We start from the raw sequence: 21,039 nt of genomic DNA, 5'->3' as shown, positions 1-21,039 counted from the left end.
GCCGGCGGGGCGCGGGCAGAGCGGCGGGGCCGTCCGTCGTTCCGCCGCCGCCGTTCGTCGCCGGTCGCCCACCGTTCATCTCCGTACAGCACACAGTTGTGTCCGGGGCCCTCACAGGAGTGATCCCAGCGTCTAGTCTGTGGCCGACCATGGCACCAGGTATCGGGGGCGTACGTGGGCGAGAACGAGATGGCGGTCTTCGGAGTCTCCGATGCCGAGGAAGAGGTCTACCGCCACTTCCTGCGCAACCCCGGCACCACCGCCGACGACCTCCACCTCCTGCTCCACACCGATCCCGGGCAGGCCCGCGCCCGGATCGGGCGGCTCCAGGAGCTCGGGCTCCTCCAGGCGGAGGACGACGCCCGCCGGATCACCCCCGTGGACCCGGAGACCGCCCTCTCCCGCCTCATCGATCTGCGGCTCCACGCGCTCCACCAGGAGCTGCAGCGCATCACCCGGTCGCGCCACGTCATTGACGGTCTACGCGCGGAGCAGGGGGCCCGGACGCCCCCTCCGCAGGGCATCGAGCAGTTGGAAGGGCTCGCGCAGATCCGCAACCGGATCGACGACCTCGCCTTCTTCGCCCGGGACGAGATCCTCTCCGTGGAGCCGTACACCCGGCTCTCCCCGGAGAACATCGCCCGCTCCCGGCCGCTGGACCTGCGCTGTCTGCGGCGCGGGGTCAAGATCCGCAACATCGTCTCCAGCGTCGCCCTCCAGGACCCGCCGACCGCCGCCTATCTGCGGGAGCTGTCCGAGCACGGAGCCTCGATCCGGGTCACGGCCGACACCACGGAACGGCTGCTGGTCTACGACCGCCGGGCCGCCCTCGTGCCGCTGGACCCCCGTGACACCTCCCGGGGCGCGCTGCTCGCCCACCGCAGCGGACTGGTCTCCAACATCATCGCCCTGTTCGAGAGGATCTGGGACCAGGCCGAGGAGCTGCCCCCGGCCGACGGCGAAAGCGGCTCGGCCCGCGACAGCCTCTCCGCCATGGAGCGGCGGGTGCTGGTGGCGATGTGCACGGTCGGCAAGGACGAGGCCGGGGCCAGGGAGCTGGGGGTGTCGGTACGGACCTACCGGCGGCATGTCGCCGAGCTGATGCAGGGCCTCGGCGCCGCCAGCCGCGCCCAGGCCGCCCTGCTGGCCCGCGAACGGGGCTGGATCTGATCCGCCTGCCGGGGGGGAGGGGGCGGGGAGCGTGGTCGGACCTCTTCCGGTCTGATCCGGATGTGATTCCGGTCCGATCCCGAGCCGACTCCGGGCCGATCCCGAGCCGATTCCGGTCTGACGGACCGCCTCCGCCCGGCCCGCGCGGATCAGACCTCCTCCGCCCAGCCCCGCAGCGCCGTGTCCGCCAGGACGCAGGAGACCGCCCGCCGCACCGCCGGTCCGTCCGTCGCCCCGGCCAGCTCGACCCGCAGCACCACCCGGTCCTGGCCCACCACCGGGTGGCAGCACCAGTGGCCGGGGAGCAGGCCCAGCAGCCGTACGACGGTGGTCCACCCGGTGGGGGCGGCGCGGTCCCGGCGTACGAGGACGACATCGGCGATCCCGCCCCGGCCGGGCGTCATGACGGCGCCTCCCCGCCGCCACCGTCCGGACCGGCGGGCGGCGAGGCGGCGTCACCCGCCGGACCGGTGGCCAGCACCTGCCTCGCCGCCACCGCCATCGCCGTGATCCCGGCGGGCAGGGCGGTACGGGCGTCGGGCGCGAAGCCGGGTGCGTGGTTGGGGGGCACGGGCTCGCCCCCGGACCGGGCCGCGCGCCACTCCCGTACGCCCGTGGTGCCGAGCAGCCAGTACGCCGTCGGCACCCCGCCCGCCGCGAAGTGCGGGAAGTCCTCGGTGGCCGTCGTGGGGGCGGCGGCCAGCACCCGGTCCGCGCCGAGCGCTGCCGCGTGGGCGCGGCGGACCGCCTCCGTCAGCGCCGGGTCGGGGAGCAGGGCGGGCGAGCGGGCCGTCACCGTGAGGACCGGTTCGCGCGGGGCGCCCGACGCGGCGGCCTGGGCCCGTACGACGCGTTCGGCGGCGGCCAGCAGGCGGTCGAGCGCGGAGTCGGTGAACGCCCTTGCGGTGAGGGAGAGTTCGGCGGTGTCCGGGGTGATGTTGCCGCGCTCGCCCGCCCGCACCGAGCCCACGGTGAGCACGGCCTGTTCGGCGGGGGCGGTTTCCCTCGCCACCACCGGCTGGAGGCCGAGCACGGTGGCGGCGGCCATCAGGACCGGGTCGACGGTGAGGTGCGGGGTGGCCGCGTGGCCCCCGCGCCCGTACAAAGTGACCTCGGCCGCGATGCTGCCCGCCATCAGGGGCGCCCCGCCCGGTGCGTGGGCGAGGGTCCCGGCGGGGAGCGGGGCGGCGTGCTGGGCGAGGGCCGCGTCCGGGGTGCCGAACCGCTCGTACAGGCGGCCGTCCGCCAGCATCGACCGGGCCCCGCTCAGTGTCTCCTCGGCGGGCTGGCCCACCACGAGCAGCGTGCCTCGCCAGGTGTCCCGGGAGGCGGCGAGGAGGGCCACCGCCCCGGCGACCGCCGCGATGTGCAGGTCGTGGCCGCAGGCGTGCATGACCCCGGGCACCTCGCTCGCGTACGGCAGGCCGGTCGCCTCGGTGACGGGGAGCGCGTCGAGTTCGGTGCGCAGCAGCACGGTGGGGCCCGATCCGTTGCGCAGGACGCCGACGAGTCCGTGGCCGCCGCCGACCGCGCGGGTGACCGTGAGGCCGTGCTCGGCCAGCCATCCGGCGAGGAGGTCCGCGGTGCGGTGCTCGTGGCCGGAGAGTTCGGGGTGGGCGTGCAGGTCGAGGTAGAGGCCGAGGGCGGCGCGCAGGAGGGGGCGCGGCAGCGGTCCGGCTCGCCGCGCCTGTCCCCGTACCTCTCTGTCGGCCGCCACGGGCCCGTCGTCGGTCGCGTGCCTGTCGTCGGTCGCGTGCTCCCCGGCCGCCACGGGCCCGTCGCCGTCCGCGCCCACGCCCGCGTCCGCGCCCACGCCTGCGTCCTTCGCCGCTCTCGCCGCTCTCGCCGCTGTGACCACTGCGCACCTCATCTCTCTCAACGAGCCTGATCCGTGGGGCTGTCAGACGCCGGGCCGTCGCACTGTCACCGGATGACAGTGAAGTGACAGCGAAAGCACGGCCGATGTGACAGCGGCCACCTCTCCAATGGAGCCAGCACCGGGGACACCGGGCCGGAACGGCCGGCCGTCGGTCCCCACGAGACCAGGGAGAACACCATGGCCCCCAAGACCGAGCTCGCCACCCTCGCCGACGAGATCCTGGAGCTGGAGTCGGAGACCTTCGAGATCTCGGACTACTCCGACGCGGCGGAGGTCGTCCTCGCCGGTTCCACGTCGACCTCCTCCACCTCCACCTGCTCCAGCACCACCAGCACCACCTCCTGCAGCGCCTGACGCCGTTCGTCCGGCCCGCTCGCACACAGCCAGCCCCCTCCGTCGGTCGGAGGGGGCTGACGCGTGAGGGGCCGGGCCGCCGCGCGAGGAGGCGGTCACGGGAACGGGTGCGGGACGGCCTTGATCTCCGCCTCCGGCAGGTCGTCCGCCCGCCGCCCCGCCGCCCGCAGCGCGGTCCGCAGCCGGGGCATGGTCAGCGCCCGCTGCCGGGCCCAGCCGAAGTCCATCGGCAGCAGCCCCGGGACGATGGCGGACACGGTGTGCAGGCCCATCCGGCGCTGCTCGGGGGTCGTCTGGTCGACGGCGATGACGTCGTACCCGGCCCCCGTCAACTGGTCGCGCAGCAACCGCAGATCGTCCAGCAGGTCGTCCGTACGGGGGCGCAGCGGCTGCCAGTCCGCGAACGCCTCCTCCAGCGGGAGTACGGCGACGGGGTCCAGGTACTCGGCCGCGTGCCGGGCCATCGACGGCAGCCCGTAGAGCTGGGCGTGGTCCTTGAGGTGCAGGACCTTGCCGAAGTCCCGCTCCATCGCCTCCAGTTCGGTGCGGCGGTCGGCCACCTGGTAGGGCAGGTGGGGGATGTAGGTGAGGACCTCCGACAGGGCCGCCTCCACCGTGTCCGCCGGGTCGAAACCGGCCGCCGCGCTGAAGGAGAGCGTGCCGTCGCCGCCGTCGCGCCGGACCGCGAGGGCGGTCACGACGGGGACGGCCAGATCCATCCGCGTATCGAAGGCGTGCACGTCGTAGCCGTGCAGGGCCGCCCGGTCGATCATGGAACGGACGGCGGGGGCGGTCGCGGTGGTGAGGTCGATCCCGGTGAGGCGGGCGCGGCCGTACCAGGCGAGCAGGAACGCGTCCCGCTCGACGAGTTCGAGGAGGCCGAAGAGGATCGCCTCCTCCAAACTCCCTCCGGTGGCACAGCCGTTGGAGCACTCGAAGACGAAGTTGTCGGCGTCGACCCCGGCGCCGTAGTGGGCGAGCCGGGCCGGGACCAGGACCGGGGCCTCGTCGCGCAGGGAGTGGCCCCAGACCCAGGGGATCGGCCGGTCCGGGTCGAAGGGGCTCAGGAGGGGGTCGGAGGCGTATGTCCCGGGGGCGTAGAAACCGCAGTCGGCGGGGTTCAGGACCCGGGTCCGGCCCTGTGCGGAGAGGCTGCGGTGGCTGTCGACGACCGGGGAGGTGCCGCGTCGGCGGTGGGTGCCCGCGTACCGCTCCAGCCCTTCCAGGTGGGCGAGGGTGCGGCTGGTGGCGTACCGGTTGGCCTGGCCGCTCCAGGTGACGTCGTTCAGTCCGGCGTAGCCGCGGACGAAGTGGGTCCCGGAGGCGGGGGCGGTGGTGGTGGAGGCGGGGTTGATCCAGGTGTCCGAACCGAGCGCCCCGCACACGGGGTTGGCGAGGGCGGCGGTCGGCAGGGGGTAGGAGTCCAGGGTGCGGAGGCGGTAGGTGCCGGGGTCCGGTTTGGGGGTGGACGCCAGCTCGGTACGGGCGGCTTCCGCCGTGTCGGGGACCTCGGACACACAGGCGGGGCAGAGGGGTTCGGGGAGCAGCGGGAAGGTGGCGGTGGCGAGGGTGGCCAGGTCGATACGGGTGACCTGGGGCAACGCGCGGTCGGCGGGGGTGACTTCGGGGTTGGCGGCCTTGCCCGGGAGGACGGCCCGGTACGCCGCCCACACCGCGTCCACCGCGTACTCCGTGAGCACCGGCCAGTGCACGGCCCCCCTCGGCTCGTACCCCAGCTCCAGCGCCTCCCGCTCGGACCGGCTGCGCAGCCGCTGCCACCGCATCGCCAGGCACTGCCCGCAGGCGGCGTCGGAGGGCCCGCCGCCGCCCCAGGGGCCGATCAGGACGGCCCGGGAGGTGAGCTGGACGTTGGCAGCGGGGCGGGTGTCGGCGTACGGGTCCGGGCGGCCGAAGCCGAGGGTGTCGGCGGCCCCGAGCGGGACGACGTAAGGGGCGGGCAGGCCGCCGGGCATCCCGGAGTGGCGGGCCGACAGCGCGGCCTGGAGCTGGGCACGCGCCGCGTCCAGGGGGGTCGGAGCGGTCGCCGTCGTCGTCGCCGTCGTCGCCGTCATCGCCGTCATGACTTGTCGCTCCAGCGGAAGGTCTTCAGCGCCACCGCGCCGAGGACGAGGGCGAATCCGGCGAGTACCGCGCAGGCGACACCGATGTCCTGGAGGGAGCCGCCGCCGGTCAGCGCGCCGGAGACCCCGTCGTTGAGATAGCGCAGCGGCAGGACGAGGGAGAGGTTCTGCATCCACTGCGGCATCGCGTCCAGCGGGAAGAACGAACCCGACAGGAACGCCATGGGAATCATCAGGCAGTTGGCGACGGCCGCGACCGCCTCCGGGGTCTTCGCGTAACTGCCGACGATCACACCCAGCGCGAGGAACGCGGTGATGCCGAGCACCAGCACCGGCAGCGCGAGCGGCCAGCGGCCGTCCAACTGGAGCCCGAAGGAGGGCAGCAGGGCCACGGCGACGAACAGCACCGCCTGTACGGCCCCGATGGCGAGCGCCAGGACGTAACGCGAGGCCAGGACGGCGGAGACGGGGGTGGGCGTCATCCGGATCAGCCGGAGGATGTCGTCGCGCCGCCACTGCATGAGGACGAACCCGACACCGAAGACGGCGGCGTTGCCCACGCCCCAGGAAAGGACGCCGGGCGCGATGTAGTTGATGTAGGGCTTGCCGCTCTCCTCGACCGTCTGGCCGTGGAAGATCAGCCCGAAGACGACGAGGAAGATCAGAGGGAAGGCGAAGGTGAAGAAGAGGGTGGTCCGGTCGCGGGTGTAGGCCCGGTATCCGGCCTGGCTCAGCGCGGTGTAGGCGCTCATCGGGGTGTCTCCGTATCGGTGGTTCGCTGGTCCACTGGACCGCTGGGTCGCTCGGCCCGCTGGGTCGCTCGGCCCGCTGGGTCGCTCGGTTCGCTGGGACGGGCGTGGGATGGAGGCGGGGAGGAGCGGGCTGCTACGGCTGGGGAGTCCCCGTGCCCGTCAGCGCCAGGTAGACGTCCTCCAGGCTCGCCGTCCTGGTCTGTACGCCCTGGAGCCCGGCGATCTCGTCGACGGCGGCGAGGACGCGGCCCGAGGCGAGGGTCTCCAGCACGATCGAGCCGCCCTCCTCCGTCACCCGGTCCACGCCCGGGATGGCCCGGGCCCGCTCGGCCGTCAGGCGGTCCGCCGGGACCAGCAGCCGGGTGGTGGGGCTGGAGGCCGCGATGAGCCGGCCGGGGCTGTCGAGCGCGGCGACCCTGCCGTCCACCATGATCGCGACCCGGTCGCAGAGCGCCTCGGCCTCGTCCAGGTGGTGCGTGGTGTAGACGATGGTGCGGCCCGCGCCCTTGAGGGCCCGGAGCACCTGCCACAGGGAGCGGCGGGCCTGTGGGTCGAGGGCGGCGGTCGGCTCGTCCAGGAAGATCAGCTCGGGGTCGTGGACCAGGGCGGAGGCGATGGCGAGCCGCTGTCGCTGGCCGCCGGAGAGATCGTCGACCCGGGTGTCCCCCTGCTCGGTGAGGCCGACGGAGGCGAGGGCGCGTTCGGCGGCGGCCGCGTCGCACCGGTAGAGGGCGGCCATGGTGACCAGGTGCTCGCGGGCGGTCAGCCGGACGAAGAACGCGGAGCTCTGGGTCTGCACGCCGAGCCGGGGCAGCAGGGCGGTGTTGCGCGGCCAGGGGCTCTCCCCCAGGACCGTCACCGTCCCGGAGTCGGCGCGCCGCTGGCCCTCCATGATCTCGACGAGCGTGGTCTTGCCCGCCCCGTTGGGCCCGAGCAGCCCGAAGAACTCCCCGCGTCCGACGGTCAGCGAGACCCCGTCGACGGCCCGGGTGGCGCCGTACGTCTTGTGCACGTCGGCCAGGGCGACGGCGGGCCCGGCGGACGGTTCCGTCGGGGGGTCCTGCGGGGTGCGGGGGGCGGTGGACGTCATCGAACTCTCCTTGAGGTGGAACACGGGGCCTCGGGACGGGGATCGGCCCCTCGGGTGGAACATCAGGCCGTCAGCAGATGATGGGCGCCCGCGACGGCCGCCGCGACAACAGCGGCGAGAACAAGCACAGTGCCCAACACATAGGCGGGGTAGGCGATCCGGGCGCGGCGCGGGTACCCGGCCGCCTCCGGGGAGCGGCGCAGCACGAGCCGCAGGTAGCCGGAGGCGGAGGCGGCGAGACCGGTGGCCCCGGCAAGCTGGCCCGCGATTCTGTACCCGTCGAGCGGCGGCAGCGGCACCAGCATCGCGAACGCCTGGACGCTGCCCAGGAGCAGCAGCGCGGAGAGCGCGTCATGGGTGGCGTCGTCGAGCGGGGCGAAGAGCCAGAGGGCGCAGAAGGGGAGCAGGAAGAGGAGGTTCATCACCGCGCCCGCGATTGCCGTCGCGATCCGGTGCCAACGGCTGCCGAGATAGAGGTAGTTGTCGACCGTGCAGTACATGATGACGACGGGCAGCCGCCAGCGCAGCCCGATCTCCGCGACCTGCCCGCCGTAGTGCCGGGCCACCACGCCATGGGCCAGCTCGTGGAGGGCGGTGCTCAGCCAGAGCAGGACCGCCGTGCCCGTCAGCAGGACAGGATTGGTCAGCAAATCCCGTACGGCGATGAGTAGTTCACCCGACCGGGCGAGAACCACCGCCTCCATCGCCACGATCAGCACCAGCAGCGGCACCATCACCCACGGGCTGAGGAGGAAGCCGAAGGCCCGGTGGAGGCGGGCGGTGGTGGCATCGGCATCGGCCACCAGGGGGAGGGTGCCGCGCAGGAGGGTGCGCCTCTCCGGTACGGGAGCGGGGCCGGTGCCGGGGGCGGGGGCAGGGGCGGGGGCGGTCTGCGCGGGCGTCCCCGTCAGCAGCCCCCGCGTCCCGAGCATCGTCAGGATCTGCTGCCAGTGCGCGTCCGCCAGCCGCCGCCCGTACTCCCCCGCGTACTCCTCGCCGATCTCCGCGAGGCTCCGCTCCCCGTCCATCCGGGCGATGAGGAAGTACTCCTTGGGCCCGACCTTGAAGGAGTTGCCGCTCTCGGCGTCCTTGATCAGATGGACGGTCGCGGCTCCGTCGAGGAGTGGGTCGCTCAGCAGGACACGGGGGCGCAGGGACGGCCGGTAGGCGGCGAGTGCCCCTGATGCGCTCATCCGTCCCCCTCCGCGAGCTCCACAGACTCCGTGGACTCCGTGGACTCCGCAAGCTCCGCAGACTCCTTGAGAACCCGGCCCAGAACATGGCTGAGATACGCCTCATCCCGGATGGTGACGTGCAGCCGGTTGTTGGTCATGTGCAGGTACGGGGAGAGCAGCAGCGGCAGCGCCACGGCGGGGTCGGTGACCCGCTCGTCCCGCTCACCGTCCCAGGACCGGAAGACCAGGTCCCCGTCGGCGGCCAGCCGCCTTGCTCGGTCGCGGAGTTCGGCGCAGTGCTCGGCCCAGCCCGCGAGGGCTCCGGGCAGCGAGCGGGCACCCTCCGGAGCGGCCGTGGCGGCCCGGATGCGGGTGAAGCGGTCCCGCAGGCCGTCCACCGTACGGGCGTAGTTGCGGTCGTACTCCTCGGTGCCGATGAAGCCGGTGCCGGGGAAGGCGCGGTGCCAGAACTCGTAGTAGCTGTCCAGGTATTGGGTCAGCTCCGCCCGCTGGGGCAGGAACGTCGAGGACATCACCATCATGAGCTGGGCCGAGGTCCCGAGCAGGACCGTGCGCAGGTGGAGGTTCTTGGTGGCGAACGCGTCGATGACCAGGTCGCTGGAGTGCCGGAAGTGCCACTCGGCCAGCTCGATCCCGGCCGGGCCGCCGTACTTCCCGAACTCCGGCTCGTACGCCTCCCGGTGGCGGGAGTTGTTGGGGCGCAGGTTCATCCGGCCCTGCTCGTCCATGTAGTGGCCGCGCTCGCTGCCGGGGAACTCGATCTCGAAGAGGGTGTTGTAGAAGTCGTTGAGGAACCCGGAGTCGACCTCGTAGAGCGCGGGCCGCTCCGCCAGGAACGCGTCCACGGCCCGCTCGGTGCGAAGCGCCACTTCGGGCTCGGCGGCGGGCGAGGACGGCTTCAGACGCAGGCGTACGTGGGGTCCCTCCAGCCAGTAGTTGATGAAGAAGTACCCGGCGAGCAGCCCGTCCGCCTCCAGCTCCGCGACCAGCGGGCGGACGCAGTGCAGGAGGAAGGGGCGGGGGTTGGCGGCGTAGAAGACATGGGTGGCCTGCCAGGCGCCGGTGGTGCTCGCCTTCGCTGGTGCGAGCGGTGTCATGGGGTCCTCCTGCGGACGGGTACGGCCGTCTCCACGGCCAGTTCGGCGACATGGCGGCCGTGGCCGGAGACGGTGTGCAGGGCGTCCTCGTCCGGCAGTGCCTCCCGGAAGACCACCCGGGCCTCCGGGGTCCTGATCAGGGCCTCGAAGGCCGACAGGGAGAGCGGGCTGTCGAAGTCCAGGTACTGCGGCTTGGCCCCGGTCGCGCCCCGGGCCCCGGAGTCGGAGACGGTCGCGAAGACCCGGTCGGGCAGCCCGTGCGTACGGCGGAACGCGTGCCAGTCCAGGAACCAGCCGTCCTCCGAGGCCCCGGCCCGGTGCAGCGGCAGGGCGGCGGCCGGGGCGCTCCAGCTCCGTCGGCTCAGCACGAGCGAGCCGTGCCGCACCCGGGGCCGGGTGGTGACCCCGTCCACACCCCGGGCGCCCTCCGGGACCCCGGCCCACACATTGAGCGGGGCCATCGAGGTCGGGGAGAGGAGGAGCAGGGTGCGGGGCAGTTCGGGGAGGGCGAGGGGGACGAGATAGCCGAGGTAGACGGGGATCACCTCACGGTCCAGGCGGGCCGAGCGCAGGACCAGCCGCCCGGCCGCCGGGTCGTGGACGAGGTGGAGGTCGTCCAGGGAGATCCTGAACTGCTCGTCCAGCGTGCCGCGTTCACCCGGGCAGACGATCTCGTACGGGGTCAGCCGGCCGTGCAGGTTGAGGTTGCTGGTGACCGGCCCGCCGGTGACCTCGGCCAGCACCGCCCCCTCGGGCAGGATCGCCTCCGCGCCCGCGAGCAGCTTCTCTTCGAGCCCGTCGAAGAGCTGGGTGAACCGGCTGAAGGGGAACGAGACACCGCCGTAGGACCGGTTGAGGACGGCGAGCGGGTCGCCGGGGCGGTCGGCGATCTGGAGGTGGTGGCTCATGGGTGCGAAGTCGACTGCCAGGCCGTCCAGTTCACCGGCCACCTCCGCCAGGAACGCGTCGTCCACCCGCACCTCGGCCGCGTCCGGCCCCGCCGCCTCCCACAGCGCGGCCATCCGGGCGGTGAAGGTGCGCCGGGCGGTGTCGAGCGCGCGGAGGCGGTCGAGGCCGAGCCAGTTCACCTCCGGTACGTAGGTGCCGTCGGGGTCGTACGGGGTGCGGGTGGCGGTGAACGTCATGTACTGGTCGAAGAAGTCCTCGTGGAAGTCGTGGACCAGCTTCAGGAGGTCGTCGCACCGGCCCCCGTGCCCGTACCGCGCGAGGAAGAAGCCCTCGAAGGTGATGCGCTGCGGGAGGGTGAGGTCGAAGGCGGGCAGCACCCGCTCGACGGCCGCCAGCGGCCCGGCCACGAGCCCCTGCCAGGCCGCCGGATCCAGCACGACACCCCGGGGCGCCCGGGGAGCCTCGCCCGCCTCGTCCAGCTCCTGCCAGGCGTCGGAGTCCAGCTCAGCCCCCTGACCCCCCTCGCCCTGCCCCTGCCCCGCGAACGCGCCCCCGCCCGCCGCCGCATCCTCGTACAGCAGCGTCTGCGGCACCTTCGCCCGCCCGGCGCCCGCCCCCAGCTCCTCCTCCTGCACCGCCCGCAGCCCCGACCGCAACGCCTCCAACAGCCCGCGCCGCTCGTCCGGCGAGGCGTCCGCGAACTGCTCGACGCAGCGGGCGGGTTCCTCCAGCCGGTCCGCGAGCCGGTCGGCCCAGGGGCGCTCCAGGCCGCGCAGCGCACCCTGGAACGCCCGCAGCGGGTCGGTGTCGTGGACCTCGGTGCGCAGGCACGGCACCTGGACCATGCCGACGTCCAGCAGCGCCCCGACGTACTGTTCGCACTCCTCGCGCGCGGCCCCCCGGTCCCGCGCCAGCCACTCCACCAGCTCGCCGTACCGCAGTACGGTCCCGGTCCCGGCGCGCTCCTCGAAGAGGCCGAGCAGCCGGTCCAGGGTGCCGCTGCGGCGCAGGAAGAACAGCCGGTCCTTCACCGCGTCGAACGTGACGGCCGTGTCGTCGTCGCCCGCCGTCACCCACCGCCGCACATACCGCACCCGGTCGTCGTCACGGCCCCACCCGGAGGCGGGGGCGACCGGCAGATCGGCCCGGCGGACCGGGTCGGCGATCACCGCGTCCGCGAGGCGCCCCAGCGCCACGACGTTGAGCCGGGCCTGCGCCCGCCACTCCTCGTCGACGCGCAGCCGCAGCCCGTCGGAGCCGCCGAGCGTGCCCAGCGCGACGCCCGTGAAGGTGGAGAAGGGGCTCGTCTTGCACGCCGTCCGGTACACGTACGACAGCAGCGACCGCTCGATCTTGCGCTGCTTCTTGTCGGGCCGGGCGCCCGCCGACAGGGTCTGCTTCCGGTACGCGTCGAGCTGGGCGTCCAGGGCCGGTGAGGCGAGCAACAGCCCCCGGCGCAGGCGTTCATGACCGGCGAGCCCGCGCAGCGCCTCCCGGCTGCGGCCGGTCTCGGCGGCGAGCAGCCCGGCGCCCGCCGCGCGCCGCTCGTCCAGTGCGCGGCGGCCGGTCAGCCAGTCGGTGAGGGTGGCGGCGGCGGCCGGGTCCAGGGCGCGCACCCGGGCGAGGAGGCGGTCCGCCGCGTCCACGGCGGGCAGACGGCTGTTGAAGATGTCCCGGCGCAGTTTCAGCAGGGCGCGGCGGAGCGGTTCGTCGTCGCTGCCGCCGATCAGATCGTGCAGCCGGTCACCGGCCTTCTCCGCGAGCAGCCCCAACTGTGCTGCCTCGTCCAGGACTTCATCGGCCCAACGGCGGCTCTCCGGGCAGCGCAGCTCCTGCACGCTCCCGACCGGCAGCCCGGCGACCCGCACCATGAAGGCGGGCCGGATCTCCGCGTGGTTCGTCCGAAGGCTCATGCTCGCCTCCCCGCTCAGGCGATCTCGTAGCGGAAGTCGGCCGGGGCGGGCCGTTCATTGCCGATCATCATGATCAGCAGCGGCGCCTCGCCGGTCCCTTCGAGACCCAGCTCCTCGATGTAGGAGATGTTGTCGAAACCGAGCGCCACTCCGCAGCCCAGATCCACGGCGGATGCGGCGGTGTAGACGGACTGGGCGACGGCCCCGATGGTGGCGTTGACCAGGCGGTATCCCCGGTCGCCGACCGCGTCCAGGACGGCGGTGGTGCGGACGGTCGGGACCAGGACGGCCCCGGCCTGCTCCAGGTTGTAGTTGGACAGGAAGTAGTTCTTCTGGAGGAACTCCCCCGGCCGCCCTTCCTTCACCCGCCACAGACTGCGCCGCTCGGGGTCGTACGCGTACGAGCCCGGCGCCAGCCCCTCGACATGGCTGACGAACGCGTACAGCTTCGCGAGCCGGACGTCTCCGGTGTCCCCGCCGAGCCGCGATCCCGCAGCGGCGGCGGCGAGACAGGCCGCCAACTGCGGCCGCGTGACGGGCTGCTGGGCGTCGAACCGGCCGAAGCTGGAGCGGCGGTCGCGCAGGGCGGTGCGCACATCGGTCTCCAGCGGCCGGGCGGGCGGCAGTTCGACCTCCGTACCCGCCGGGTCGACCGGGTGCGCGGCGGCCGGGGCCAGGGCGCCGGGGGCGGGCCGGGCGGTGGCGTCGGCGGAGGTGGCCGCCTGCATCCGCAGCAGCGCGTCGAAGGTGAGGACCGTACGGGAGCGCTCGATGTCCTTGCGGCGTACGGATACGGGTACGGATACGGAGACGGGGGCTGCGAGGCGCACGGATGCGGAGACAGGGGCTGCGCGGCGCACGGCTACGGGGGCTTCGGAACCATGCGAACCAGCCCCGGAACCAGCCCACTTCAGCGGGACGACGGCGAAGATCCCCTCCTCCGCCGGGTCCACCCCGAGCAGCGCGGCCAGCCGTTCCTCGTCGAACCAGAGCGCCGGTTCGACGGCCAGCCCCCGGGCCGCCGCCCACATCCGCCAGGTCTGGACGCAGGCGCCGAGGTCCATGGAGACGGCGTGGAAGGAGAAGCTGTTGTACTTGAAGGAGTTCTGCCAGTACTTGATGCCCAGCACCAGGTACTGATCGGTCGCGGGCCCCGGCGCGCCCTCCCCGAGCGCGGTCCGCACCTCGCCGGAGACATCGCCCGTGAGCAGCCGCTGCATGGCGTGGTGGCGGGTGGAGTAGTAGTGCACGCCCGGCGGTACGGGGCCGCTCGGCCCGGAGACCCAGTGGATGCCGACCGGGTACAGGCCGCCCCCGGAGGCCGTGCCGCGCGACCAGTTGGCCAGCGGATAGAAGGGCAGGGCGCTCAGGTCGGTGTTGGCCTGGACGCCCAGGCGGCGGCCGGTCAGACCGTAGGAGTCCCGGAGCATGCCGGAGAGCGTCGGGAGGTCGAACTCCCCTTCACGGGGCGCCGGTTCGGTGCACAGACCCCGGTCGAGCGTGGCATCGGCGGGGTACGGGGCGTCGGGCAGCGGGAAGCTGTCGGCGCCCGGGTAGAACTTGGCCTTGCGGGGGCCGTCCTGCCAGTTCGGTACGTGGTCTGTGGGGTCCATCGGGACCCGGCCGCGATGCATGATCGCGGTGGCGTATTCATGGGCGTATCCCATGGCGGGCTCCTTGGTCACGGCGAAGAGGGAGCGAAGGGAACAGAGGAGGCGGAGGGAGCAGAGGAAGCGGAGGACGGGGAGGACGGGGAGAACGGGGAAGCGCGGCGGTCATGGGAACGGGTGCGGGGCCGGGTTGAGGTCCGCGTCGGTGAGATCCGCCGTACGCAGTCCCGCCTCGCGCAGCGCGGTGCGCAGCCGGGGCATGTGCAGGGCGCGCTGTCTGCTCCAGCCGAAGTCGATCGGCAGCAGGCCGGGCACGAGGACGCTGACCGTGGTCAGCCCCAAGGCGCGCTGCTCGGGCATGGTCTGGTCGACCACGACCACGTCGAACCCGGCGCCCGTGACGGCGTCCACGCACCGCTCCAGGTCCTCGCGCAGATCGCCGGAGACGGGGAGGACGGGCCGGCCACCGGGCCCGTCCCCGTACAACTCATCGAAGGAACGCGCCGGTCGGCGTACGGATCCGGGTGTGCCGAGCAGGAAGTCCGCGTGGTCGCCCATCTCCGGGATGCCGTACGCCAGCGGGTGGTCGTGGAGCGCCGCCACCTGGTCGAAGTCGTACGCCATCGCCCGCAGCCGCTCCTCGTCCCGCTCCGTGCGGCCCTGGAGGTTGACGGCGTCCGTGGCGATCTCGCAGAGCGCCCCGGCGAGCGCCGCCTCCGGGTCGAGCCCGGCGCCCGCACCGAAGCACATCCGGCCGAGGCCGCCGTCGGGGCGGACGGCGACCCCCGTGACGACGGGGATCGGGAAGGAGATCCGGGTGTCGAAGAACCGGGCCTCGTAGCCGTACATCTCCAGCCGGTCCACCATCTGCCGGGTGGCCGGGCGGCGGCTGGTGCGCGGATCGATCTCGGGCAGCGCGGCCCGCCCGTACCAGGAGAGCAGGAACGCGTCCCGCTCCACCACCTCCATCAGCCCGAAGTAGACGGCCTCCTCCAACGCCCCGCCCGAGGCACAGCCGTTGGAGCTCTCCTGCACGAACCGGTTCTCCAGGCCGGGCGCGTGGTAGTACGTGAGCACCTCGGGCACCAGGACCGTCTGCCGGTCCCGCAGCGACCAGCCCCGCACCCAGGGGATCTCCCGGTCCGAAGTGAACGGCAGGACACGGGGGTTGGCGGCGTGGAAGGCGTCCGAGTAGAGGCCGACCGTCCGGGGGTCGACCGCCGCCCGGCCCTCCGCCCGCAGCCCGTCCAGGCTCGCGCGCACCTGGGCGCGCTTGGCCCGTGACCGCATGCCCGCGTACCGCTCCAGCCCTTCCAGCACCCCGATCCGCACGCTCTCGGCGAAGGTGTCGGCGTGCCCGCCCCAGAACGTCTCGCGCAGATACGGCCCCGAGCGCATCGAGAAACAGCCGATGGTGGCGGAGGTGGAGGTGGAGGAGACGTCCTGGACGACGGAGGGGCCGAGGGAGCCGCAGACCGGGTTGGCGTACGGCTCGACGGGGAGTTCGTACGTTCCGATGTCCCGGACCCGGAAGCTGCCCGGCCGCAGCTTGGGCGCGGGCTTCAGCGTGATCGTGGCGGCCTCGTCGGTGTCGGGCTCGGGGGTCCCGCAGACCGGGCACTCCGGGTCCGGGACGAGCGGGTAGTGGCGCACCGCCAGGGTCTGGAGGTCGACGAGATGGACGGCGGGGAAGGTCCCGGTCTCCGGGCCGCCGCCGTCCAGCCGGGCCGCGATCAGCCCGGCCAGCGCCTCCGCCGCGAAGAGCGTGATGTACGGGGACGGGCCCGCCGCCCGGGTCCCGGAGCCGAGCTCCAGCGCCTCCCGCAGGGTGACCGACCGCACGGCCTGCCAGCGGCGCTCCAGGCAGCGGGAGCAGGGGAGTTGGGCCGTGGTGGAGCCCGCCGCCGGGAAGGGGCCGACGATGGCGTGGCGTCCGTAGTAGCGCACAGGGACGGGGAGGGGTTCATCCGATGTGGTCGGCCGTCGATCCTCATCCGCCCCGAACGCGTCGCGTACGCCCAGGGGTTGGACATCCAGCGTCGCGGGGGCGGCCGTCGCCCTGCCATGGCGGGTGAGCCCGGCCGTCACCAGCTCCGCGAGCAGTCCGGTGGACTCCTCCAGGACGGGCGGCACGGGTGGCACGGGCTCTACGGTCGGCACGGGTTCTACGGGCGGCACGGGCTCTGCGGGCGGCACGGGCTCTGCGGGCAGTTCGCGCCGGGAGGTCTCAACGGGCATCCGCGCCGCCCTCGCCGTCCACCGTCAGCAGCACCCGGGCCGTGGCGATGGCGCCCGACGCCAGGTCCGCCGGGGTCGTCGCCACATACAGGGCATCGCGCCCGGCGGACCGCAGCCGCTCCAGCACCACGTCGAACGTCGTCTCCGGCCCGTCCACCGCGACGGACTCCCCGTCCACCGCGACCGCCGCAGCCGCCAGGTCCCCCACCAGCGGGTCCCCGAGGTCGACCGCCGCACCCGGGTCCTCGGCGGCGAGCTGCACCTGGCCGAGCAGGTCGCGCAGGGCGCAGGCCGCCGCCGTACGCCGGTCCAGCCCGGCCCCGACCGCCCAACGCCCTTGCGCGGAAGGCCCGTCGGCCTCGCGGGCCAGGACCACATGGGCCGAGGTGCGCTCCGCCTCGCCCAGGTCGAGCAGCTCCACGGCGATGTCCAGGTTGGCGGCGGACTTCAGCAGGAACACCAGCTCGGGGTCCGAGCCGCCGGCCGCGACCGGGCCGACCCGGGTGGCACCCCGCACCGCCCGGACCAGCGCGTCATGGGCGAGCGCCGACAGCAGCCCGCGCCCCACCGCCTCCGCCGCGCTCCCGCCCGCCCCGGAACCGGCCCGGCTCGCCAGGTGCACCCGGTCCCGGTTGTGGGGGCCGAAGGGGCGCAGGGCCGCCGCCGGAACCCGTACGGGCTCCTTGCTGATCAGGGAGGTCGCGGTGGCCCAGGCGGTGGGCTCGGCACCCGTACCGCCCCCGGTGGTCAGGGCGGCGGGCCGCAGGACGCGTACCGGGTCGCCCTGGGCGGCAGCCGCGAGGGGCACCACATGCTCGACGTACACCTCCGCCGCCGCGTACAGCGCCCGCGTCCGCGCCCCCGCAAGATGGTGCACGTCGAACGCGGCGATCCGGCGCCGCACCCCGGCCCCGAGCGCCACCTCCACACGGCTGAGCTTCAGCGGGGTCTGGGTCAGCTCCTCGTCGTCGTACCGGCGGAAGATCCCGGTGTACGGGCGCACCAGCGCCGTACTGACCCGGTTCAACTCCTCGACCAGCGCCTCCGCGTCCCGGGCGGTCTCCACGGTCGGGGCGACGGGCAGCGCGAGGGTGTCCGGCAGGGCGGGGGCGGGCTCCGCCGCGTCGAGGGCGGCGCAGCGGGCGCACCGGGGGTGGGGCTGGACCGGTTCGGTCATCACGTCGAGCGATTCGAGGTCCTGGACGAGGACCTGGCCCGCCGTCTCGGCGGGCAGCGCGCCCGTGGTGAGGCGGAAGATCTCGTAGCCGACGAGGTTGCCGACCATCGCCGCGACCGGCCCGGACAGGGCGTCGCCGGAGCCCGGTACGGCTCCCGCCGCCTCGCTCCACAGCTCGGCGGCGGTGCCGGGGCCGACGTTGGAGCCGAGGCGCAGCAGCGCGCAGGACCAGCAGCCGGTGGAGGCCGCGGTGGAGAGCGGGCCGACGATGAGGCGGCGGCCGAAGAGCCAGGCGGGGATGAGCCGCACGCCCTCGGGCACTCCGGCGGCCAGCAGCCGGTGGGTACGCGCTCCGGCTCCGGCACCGGTGACCACGACGACGTCGTACCCGTCCAGCTCCGGCCAGCCCGCGCCCGTACCGCCGACGACCCTCTCCACCTGGGCCCCGGCCCCGGCGGCCTCGGCGGTGACGTCGTCGTGGGCGGCGGTGGTACCGATCCGGGCGCAGCCGTTGCGCAGCAGGCTCAGCGCACACCAGCGGGCGGTCTCGTCGTCACCGAGGACGGCGACGCGGGTGGTGCGGTAGCGGGCGAAGCGGGCGGGGGCGTCGTCGGTGTAGTGGTCGACGTAGGCGATCTGAGCGGCGAAGCGTTCGGCGATCTCGTCGGGGAGGCCGTGGTCCCTGGCCATGCCCGTGCCGGTTTCGGCCGCCGGGATGTCGCGGGCGAAGCCGCGTGCGTACAGCGTCTTGACCAGCTCGGCGGCCATCGCCCGCTGGGCCGGTCCGAACCCCGCGCACAGCTCGTCCAGCCGGTGGTTCCCGGTGAGGTGAGGGACGACGAGGGAGGCGAAGCGGTAGGCGGTGCGGCCGGTGAGGTGGAAGCCGCCGTCGGCGTTGTGGAAGAGCACCCCGCCGGGGGTCTCGGTGAACAGGACGTCCCGACGGATCCGCGGCCGCGTCCCGGCGAGCGCGTCGAAGGCTCCGGTGGGGGCGGTGGGGGCGGCCGATGTGGGGGCGGCAGGCGCGGTGGGTGCAGGTGCGACGGATGAGACGGGTGCGGCTGGTGTGGCGGGTGCGGGGGCGGGCGCGGCGGGGGTGGCGCTCTCGGCCATGGGGTTCACACCTTCTCTGTGCGGCGGTCGCGGATCCGGACGGTTCTTCGCAGATGGGCGCGGAGCAGGTCATGGATGCGGTACGGGCCCGGCGGCCCGTCCTCCAGGAGTCCGGCGTCGGCGAGCTGTTCCAGTACGTCTTCGGGGACGGGCGGATGGGCGGACGGGCCGGGAGGCCCGGTGTCGGCCCCGCCTTCCGCACCGCCCCGGCATCCGGCCCCGCCTTCCGTGCCGCCCCGGCATCCGGCCTCGCCCAGCAGCTCCGGCGGGCCGGTGCCGATGCGGAGGAGGGCCTCGGAGAGCCGGGGGTCGAGGCGGTCGAGCGCTCGGTCGAAGAGGCCGCTGACCGAGTGGTCCGGGGAGTCGGTGAGGGTGAGCCGGGCGAGCGGGTCGTCGCCCAGCCAGTCGACGGCGTCGCCGAGGCGCAGCCCCGGGCGGGTCAGCAGACGGGTGGTGAGGATGCGCAGGGCGGCCGGGAAGTGGCCGCAGAGCACTGCGAGGCGGCGGGCCGCGCGGGGGTCGGCCTCCACCCGTTCCGTACCGAGGGCGGCGAGCAGCAGCGCGTACGACTCCGCCTCCGTGAAGGCGGTGAGCCGGTGCACCCAGCCGCCGTGGGTGGCGATGAGGCCGCCGAGCCCCATCCGGCTGGTGACGACGACGGCGAGGTCCGGCCCTTCGGCGGTCCCGTCGTCGGCGGGTGCGAGCAGCGGGCGGACCTGGTCGGCGTCGGCCACGTCGTCCAGCACCAGCAGGGCCCGCTCCCCCGCCCGTCCGGTCCCGAGCGCGGCGGCCACCTCGGCGGCGACCTCGTCCGCCGTACGGGGACGGCCGTCCGCCCGGGTCATCCGGACGAGCAGCCGCCCGGCCGGGAAGCCGTCCCGTACGAGGTGGGCGACGTGCTGGGCGAGGGCGGACTTGCCGATGCCGGGGGCACCGGAGACCAGCACGGTGAGCGGCCGCCGGCCGTCGGCGCCCGGGGGCGGGGGTGCGGTGAGGCGGGCGGCCATGGCGGCGGCCTCCGCCTCGCGGCCGGTGAAGTGGGGGACGGCGGGGACGGGGCCGACTCCGCGGACGACGGCCGGGAGGGGGGCGGCGGGAACGGGGCCGACTCCGGGGACGACGGCCGGGAGGGGGACGACCGCACCCTGGATGACCTGCGGGCCCGGACCGGGGTCCCGAGCCGGTGCCGAGCCCGGCCCCGGTCCCGGCGGGATGGAGACGGGTGCGACGGCCCCGCTACCCCCGACGACCCCACTGCCTCCGCCCGCCCCCAGGTCCTCGCCGCGCAGGATCGACAGCTCCAACTGCCTCAACGACGGCGAGGGGTCCACACCCAGCTCGTCCAGCAGGAAACCCTTGACCCTGCGGTACTCGGCGAGGGCCTGCGACTGGCGCCCGGTGCGGTAGAGGGCCTCGATGAGCTGTTCGTGGAACCGTTCGTGCCCCGGGTATACGCGCGTAGCGGTCCACAGGTCGACCAGCGCCTCGCCGCAGCGGCCGAGCCCCAGCAGCAGATCGCAGACCCGCTCGACCACGCGGAGCCGCTCCTCCGCGAGCCCGGGCACCTCGTCCCGGTGCAGGACGTCGGACCGTACGTTGGCGAGCAGCGAGCCCTGCCAGAGCGAGAGGGCGTCCTTGAGGGTGTAGAGCTCCGCCTCCGGGTCCTGGGCGAGGGCCGTGGCCCGGCGCACCTGGTCGCGGAAGCCGAGGAGATCCAGGGTGGGCGGTCCGGCGGTGATCCGGTAACCACCGGGGACCGCCTCGATGGACGTACCGGTCACCCCGTGTTTGGCGAAGAGCCGGCGCAGCCGCAGGACGCAGGTCTGGAGCGCGGCCCGGGCGGTGGCGGGCTGGTCCTCGCCCCACACCGCCCGCTGCAAGTACTCGGCGGAGACGGTGGAGTTGGCGTGCAGGAGGAGCGCGGCGAGCAGGATGGTGGGTTTGGAGGGCTGGAGCACGACGACATCGGGGCCGTCCGCGAGGGCCAGCGGACCCAGGAGCTGAAACCGCATCACGACCGGGCCCGGACCCTAGTCCCAGCCGTTGACCAGCTTGCACACCCGGACGGGCAGCGATTCAGGGGGCAGTTGACCGAGGAGTCCGGCCAACTCCGTACAGACCAGCCGGGCGGCACCCGCAGACGTGGTGGCCGTGGCGGCCGTGGAGCTGGGTGCGGGGGCGGCGGTCGCCGCGGGTGCGGCGAGGAGGGTGACGGCGGCGAGGGCGATGCCGGTGACGAGGGCGGCGGCGGTGCGGGGCGAGCGACGCGGCTTCGGGTGGGGCGAAGTCCTGTACACGTTTTCCCCTTTCGGCGGTGACGTCCGTACCGGGGCTCCCCGGCACGGACGACGATGCCAGCGCCGGGCGGAGAGGAAGAGGTGCGGCCGTGTCAGCTTGCTGCACAGCGCTCCGGCCGCCCCTGCAACAAGCTGTCAGCGCCCGTGGTGACCGGCGGGCGCT

Annotated in this window: 15 protein-coding genes; 2 read left to right on the top strand and 13 right to left on the bottom strand. The window is 74.1% G+C overall.

The window, feature by feature from the left end; translation table 11 throughout:
• The first annotated feature begins 174 nt into the window (after positions 1-174).
• The gene (locus tag ACFW9Z_RS19800) at positions 175-1,170 is read left to right on the top strand and encodes a helix-turn-helix transcriptional regulator (RefSeq protein ID WP_384642281.1); all 996 of its coding nucleotides are present in this window, start codon (positions 175-177) and stop codon (positions 1,168-1,170) included.
• Between the two features lie 149 nt (positions 1,171-1,319).
• Here ACFW9Z_RS19800 and ACFW9Z_RS19795 read toward each other — a convergent pair whose 3' ends face one another.
• Together ACFW9Z_RS19795 and ACFW9Z_RS19790 are read right to left on the bottom strand one after the other, a co-directional pair.
• Positions 1,320-1,574 carry a hypothetical protein gene (locus tag ACFW9Z_RS19795; RefSeq protein ID WP_384642278.1) on the bottom strand — a complete coding sequence of 85 codons (255 nt, stop codon included), beginning with the start codon at positions 1,572-1,574 and terminating at the stop codon, positions 1,320-1,322.
• Positions 1,571-2,983 (bottom strand): amidohydrolase, encoded by a 1,413-nt coding sequence (locus tag ACFW9Z_RS19790; RefSeq protein WP_384642276.1) that lies wholly within the window; start codon positions 2,981-2,983, stop codon positions 1,571-1,573. Before ACFW9Z_RS19790 ends, ACFW9Z_RS19795 begins: the two co-directional genes overlap by 4 nt.
• A gap of 243 nt (positions 2,984-3,226) precedes the next feature.
• Here ACFW9Z_RS19790 and ACFW9Z_RS19785 point away from each other — a divergent pair, with 243 nt between their 5' ends.
• Positions 3,227-3,403, top strand: coding sequence for a thiazolylpeptide-type bacteriocin (locus tag ACFW9Z_RS19785; protein ID WP_384642273.1), 177 nt, complete (start codon positions 3,227-3,229; stop codon positions 3,401-3,403).
• Positions 3,404-3,498: 95 nt separating this feature from the next.
• Here the strand turns inward: ACFW9Z_RS19785 and ACFW9Z_RS19780 are convergent, their stop codons facing one another.
• The 11 genes from ACFW9Z_RS19780 to ACFW9Z_RS19730 form a co-directional block, all read right to left on the bottom strand.
• Entirely contained in the window at positions 3,499-5,475 is a 1,977-nt protein-coding gene (locus ACFW9Z_RS19780) for a TOMM precursor leader peptide-binding protein (protein ID WP_384642558.1), read from the bottom strand.
• A gap of 5 nt (positions 5,476-5,480) precedes the next feature.
• Complete coding sequence (locus ACFW9Z_RS19775) at positions 5,481-6,236, bottom strand: ABC transporter permease (protein WP_384642270.1); 756 nt, start codon at positions 6,234-6,236, stop codon at positions 5,481-5,483.
• Between the two features lie 133 nt (positions 6,237-6,369).
• A complete protein-coding gene (locus ACFW9Z_RS19770) occupies positions 6,370-7,326 on the bottom strand; it encodes an ABC transporter ATP-binding protein (RefSeq protein ID WP_384642267.1) in 957 nt (318 codons plus the stop codon).
• 62 nt (positions 7,327-7,388) lie between these two features.
• The gene (locus tag ACFW9Z_RS19765) at positions 7,389-8,519 is read right to left on the bottom strand and encodes a site-2 protease family protein (protein ID WP_384642264.1); all 1,131 of its coding nucleotides are present in this window, start codon (positions 8,517-8,519) and stop codon (positions 7,389-7,391) included.
• Positions 8,516-9,619 (bottom strand): lantibiotic dehydratase C-terminal domain-containing protein, encoded by a 1,104-nt coding sequence (locus tag ACFW9Z_RS19760; RefSeq protein ID WP_384642260.1) that lies wholly within the window; start codon positions 9,617-9,619, stop codon positions 8,516-8,518. The genes ACFW9Z_RS19765 and ACFW9Z_RS19760 overlap by 4 nt, the downstream gene beginning before the upstream one ends.
• The gene (locus tag ACFW9Z_RS19755) at positions 9,616-12,441 is read right to left on the bottom strand and encodes a lantibiotic dehydratase (protein WP_384642257.1); all 2,826 of its coding nucleotides are present in this window, start codon (positions 12,439-12,441) and stop codon (positions 9,616-9,618) included. The genes ACFW9Z_RS19760 and ACFW9Z_RS19755 overlap by 4 nt, the downstream gene beginning before the upstream one ends.
• 14 nt (positions 12,442-12,455) lie before the next feature.
• Positions 12,456-14,108, bottom strand: coding sequence for a nitroreductase family protein (locus ACFW9Z_RS19750; protein ID WP_384642254.1), 1,653 nt, complete (start codon positions 14,106-14,108; stop codon positions 12,456-12,458).
• A 108-nt stretch (positions 14,109-14,216) separates the two neighbouring features.
• The gene (locus ACFW9Z_RS19745) at positions 14,217-16,193 is read right to left on the bottom strand and encodes a TOMM precursor leader peptide-binding protein (RefSeq protein WP_384642251.1); all 1,977 of its coding nucleotides are present in this window, start codon (positions 16,191-16,193) and stop codon (positions 14,217-14,219) included.
• Positions 16,194-16,278: 85 nt separating this feature from the next.
• Positions 16,279-18,579 (bottom strand): TOMM precursor leader peptide-binding protein, encoded by a 2,301-nt coding sequence (locus ACFW9Z_RS19740; protein ID WP_384642248.1) that lies wholly within the window; start codon positions 18,577-18,579, stop codon positions 16,279-16,281.
• A gap of 5 nt (positions 18,580-18,584) precedes the next feature.
• Positions 18,585-20,591: a BTAD domain-containing putative transcriptional regulator gene (locus ACFW9Z_RS19735; protein WP_384642554.1), complete on the bottom strand. Its 2,007-nt coding sequence runs from the start codon at positions 20,589-20,591 to the stop codon at positions 18,585-18,587.
• A gap of 18 nt (positions 20,592-20,609) precedes the next feature.
• Positions 20,610-20,876, bottom strand: a complete 267-nt coding sequence (locus tag ACFW9Z_RS19730; RefSeq protein ID WP_384642246.1) for a hypothetical protein — start codon at positions 20,874-20,876, stop codon at positions 20,610-20,612.
• Positions 20,877-21,039: the final 163 nt, after the last annotated feature.

Source organism: Streptomyces sp. NPDC059452 (assembly GCF_042750035.1).
In the GTDB taxonomy this organism is placed as follows: Bacteria; Actinomycetota; Actinomycetes; order Streptomycetales; family Streptomycetaceae; genus Streptomyces.
This window is presented reverse-complemented; position numbering and strand designations above follow the sequence as displayed.

What these genes read in the sequence shown, in the direction of transcription:
- ACFW9Z_RS19740 (WP_384642248.1), bottom strand. Translation starts at nt 18,579, where the DNA reads ATGGCCGAGAGCGCCACCCCCGCCGCGCCCGCCCCCGCACCCGCCACA.
- ACFW9Z_RS19775 (WP_384642270.1), bottom strand. Translation starts at nt 6,236, where the DNA reads ATGAGCGCCTACACCGCGCTGAGCCAGGCCGGATACCGGGCCTACACC.
- ACFW9Z_RS19760 (WP_384642260.1), bottom strand. Translation starts at nt 9,619, where the DNA reads ATGACACCGCTCGCACCAGCGAAGGCGAGCACCACCGGCGCCTGGCAG.
- ACFW9Z_RS19735 (WP_384642554.1), bottom strand. Translation starts at nt 20,591, where the DNA reads ATGCGGTTTCAGCTCCTGGGTCCGCTGGCCCTCGCGGACGGCCCCGAT.
- ACFW9Z_RS19755 (WP_384642257.1), bottom strand. Translation starts at nt 12,441, where the DNA reads ATGAGCCTTCGGACGAACCACGCGGAGATCCGGCCCGCCTTCATGGTG.
- ACFW9Z_RS19765 (WP_384642264.1), bottom strand. Translation starts at nt 8,519, where the DNA reads ATGAGCGCATCAGGGGCACTCGCCGCCTACCGGCCGTCCCTGCGCCCC.
- ACFW9Z_RS19770 (WP_384642267.1), bottom strand. Translation starts at nt 7,326, where the DNA reads ATGACGTCCACCGCCCCCCGCACCCCGCAGGACCCCCCGACGGAACCG.
- ACFW9Z_RS19785 (WP_384642273.1), top strand. Translation starts at nt 3,227, where the DNA reads ATGGCCCCCAAGACCGAGCTCGCCACCCTCGCCGACGAGATCCTGGAG.
- ACFW9Z_RS19795 (WP_384642278.1), bottom strand. Translation starts at nt 1,574, where the DNA reads ATGACGCCCGGCCGGGGCGGGATCGCCGATGTCGTCCTCGTACGCCGG.
- ACFW9Z_RS19780 (WP_384642558.1), bottom strand. Translation starts at nt 5,475, where the DNA reads ATGACGGCGACGACGGCGACGACGACGGCGACCGCTCCGACCCCCCTG.
- ACFW9Z_RS19750 (WP_384642254.1), bottom strand. Translation starts at nt 14,108, where the DNA reads ATGGGATACGCCCATGAATACGCCACCGCGATCATGCATCGCGGCCGG.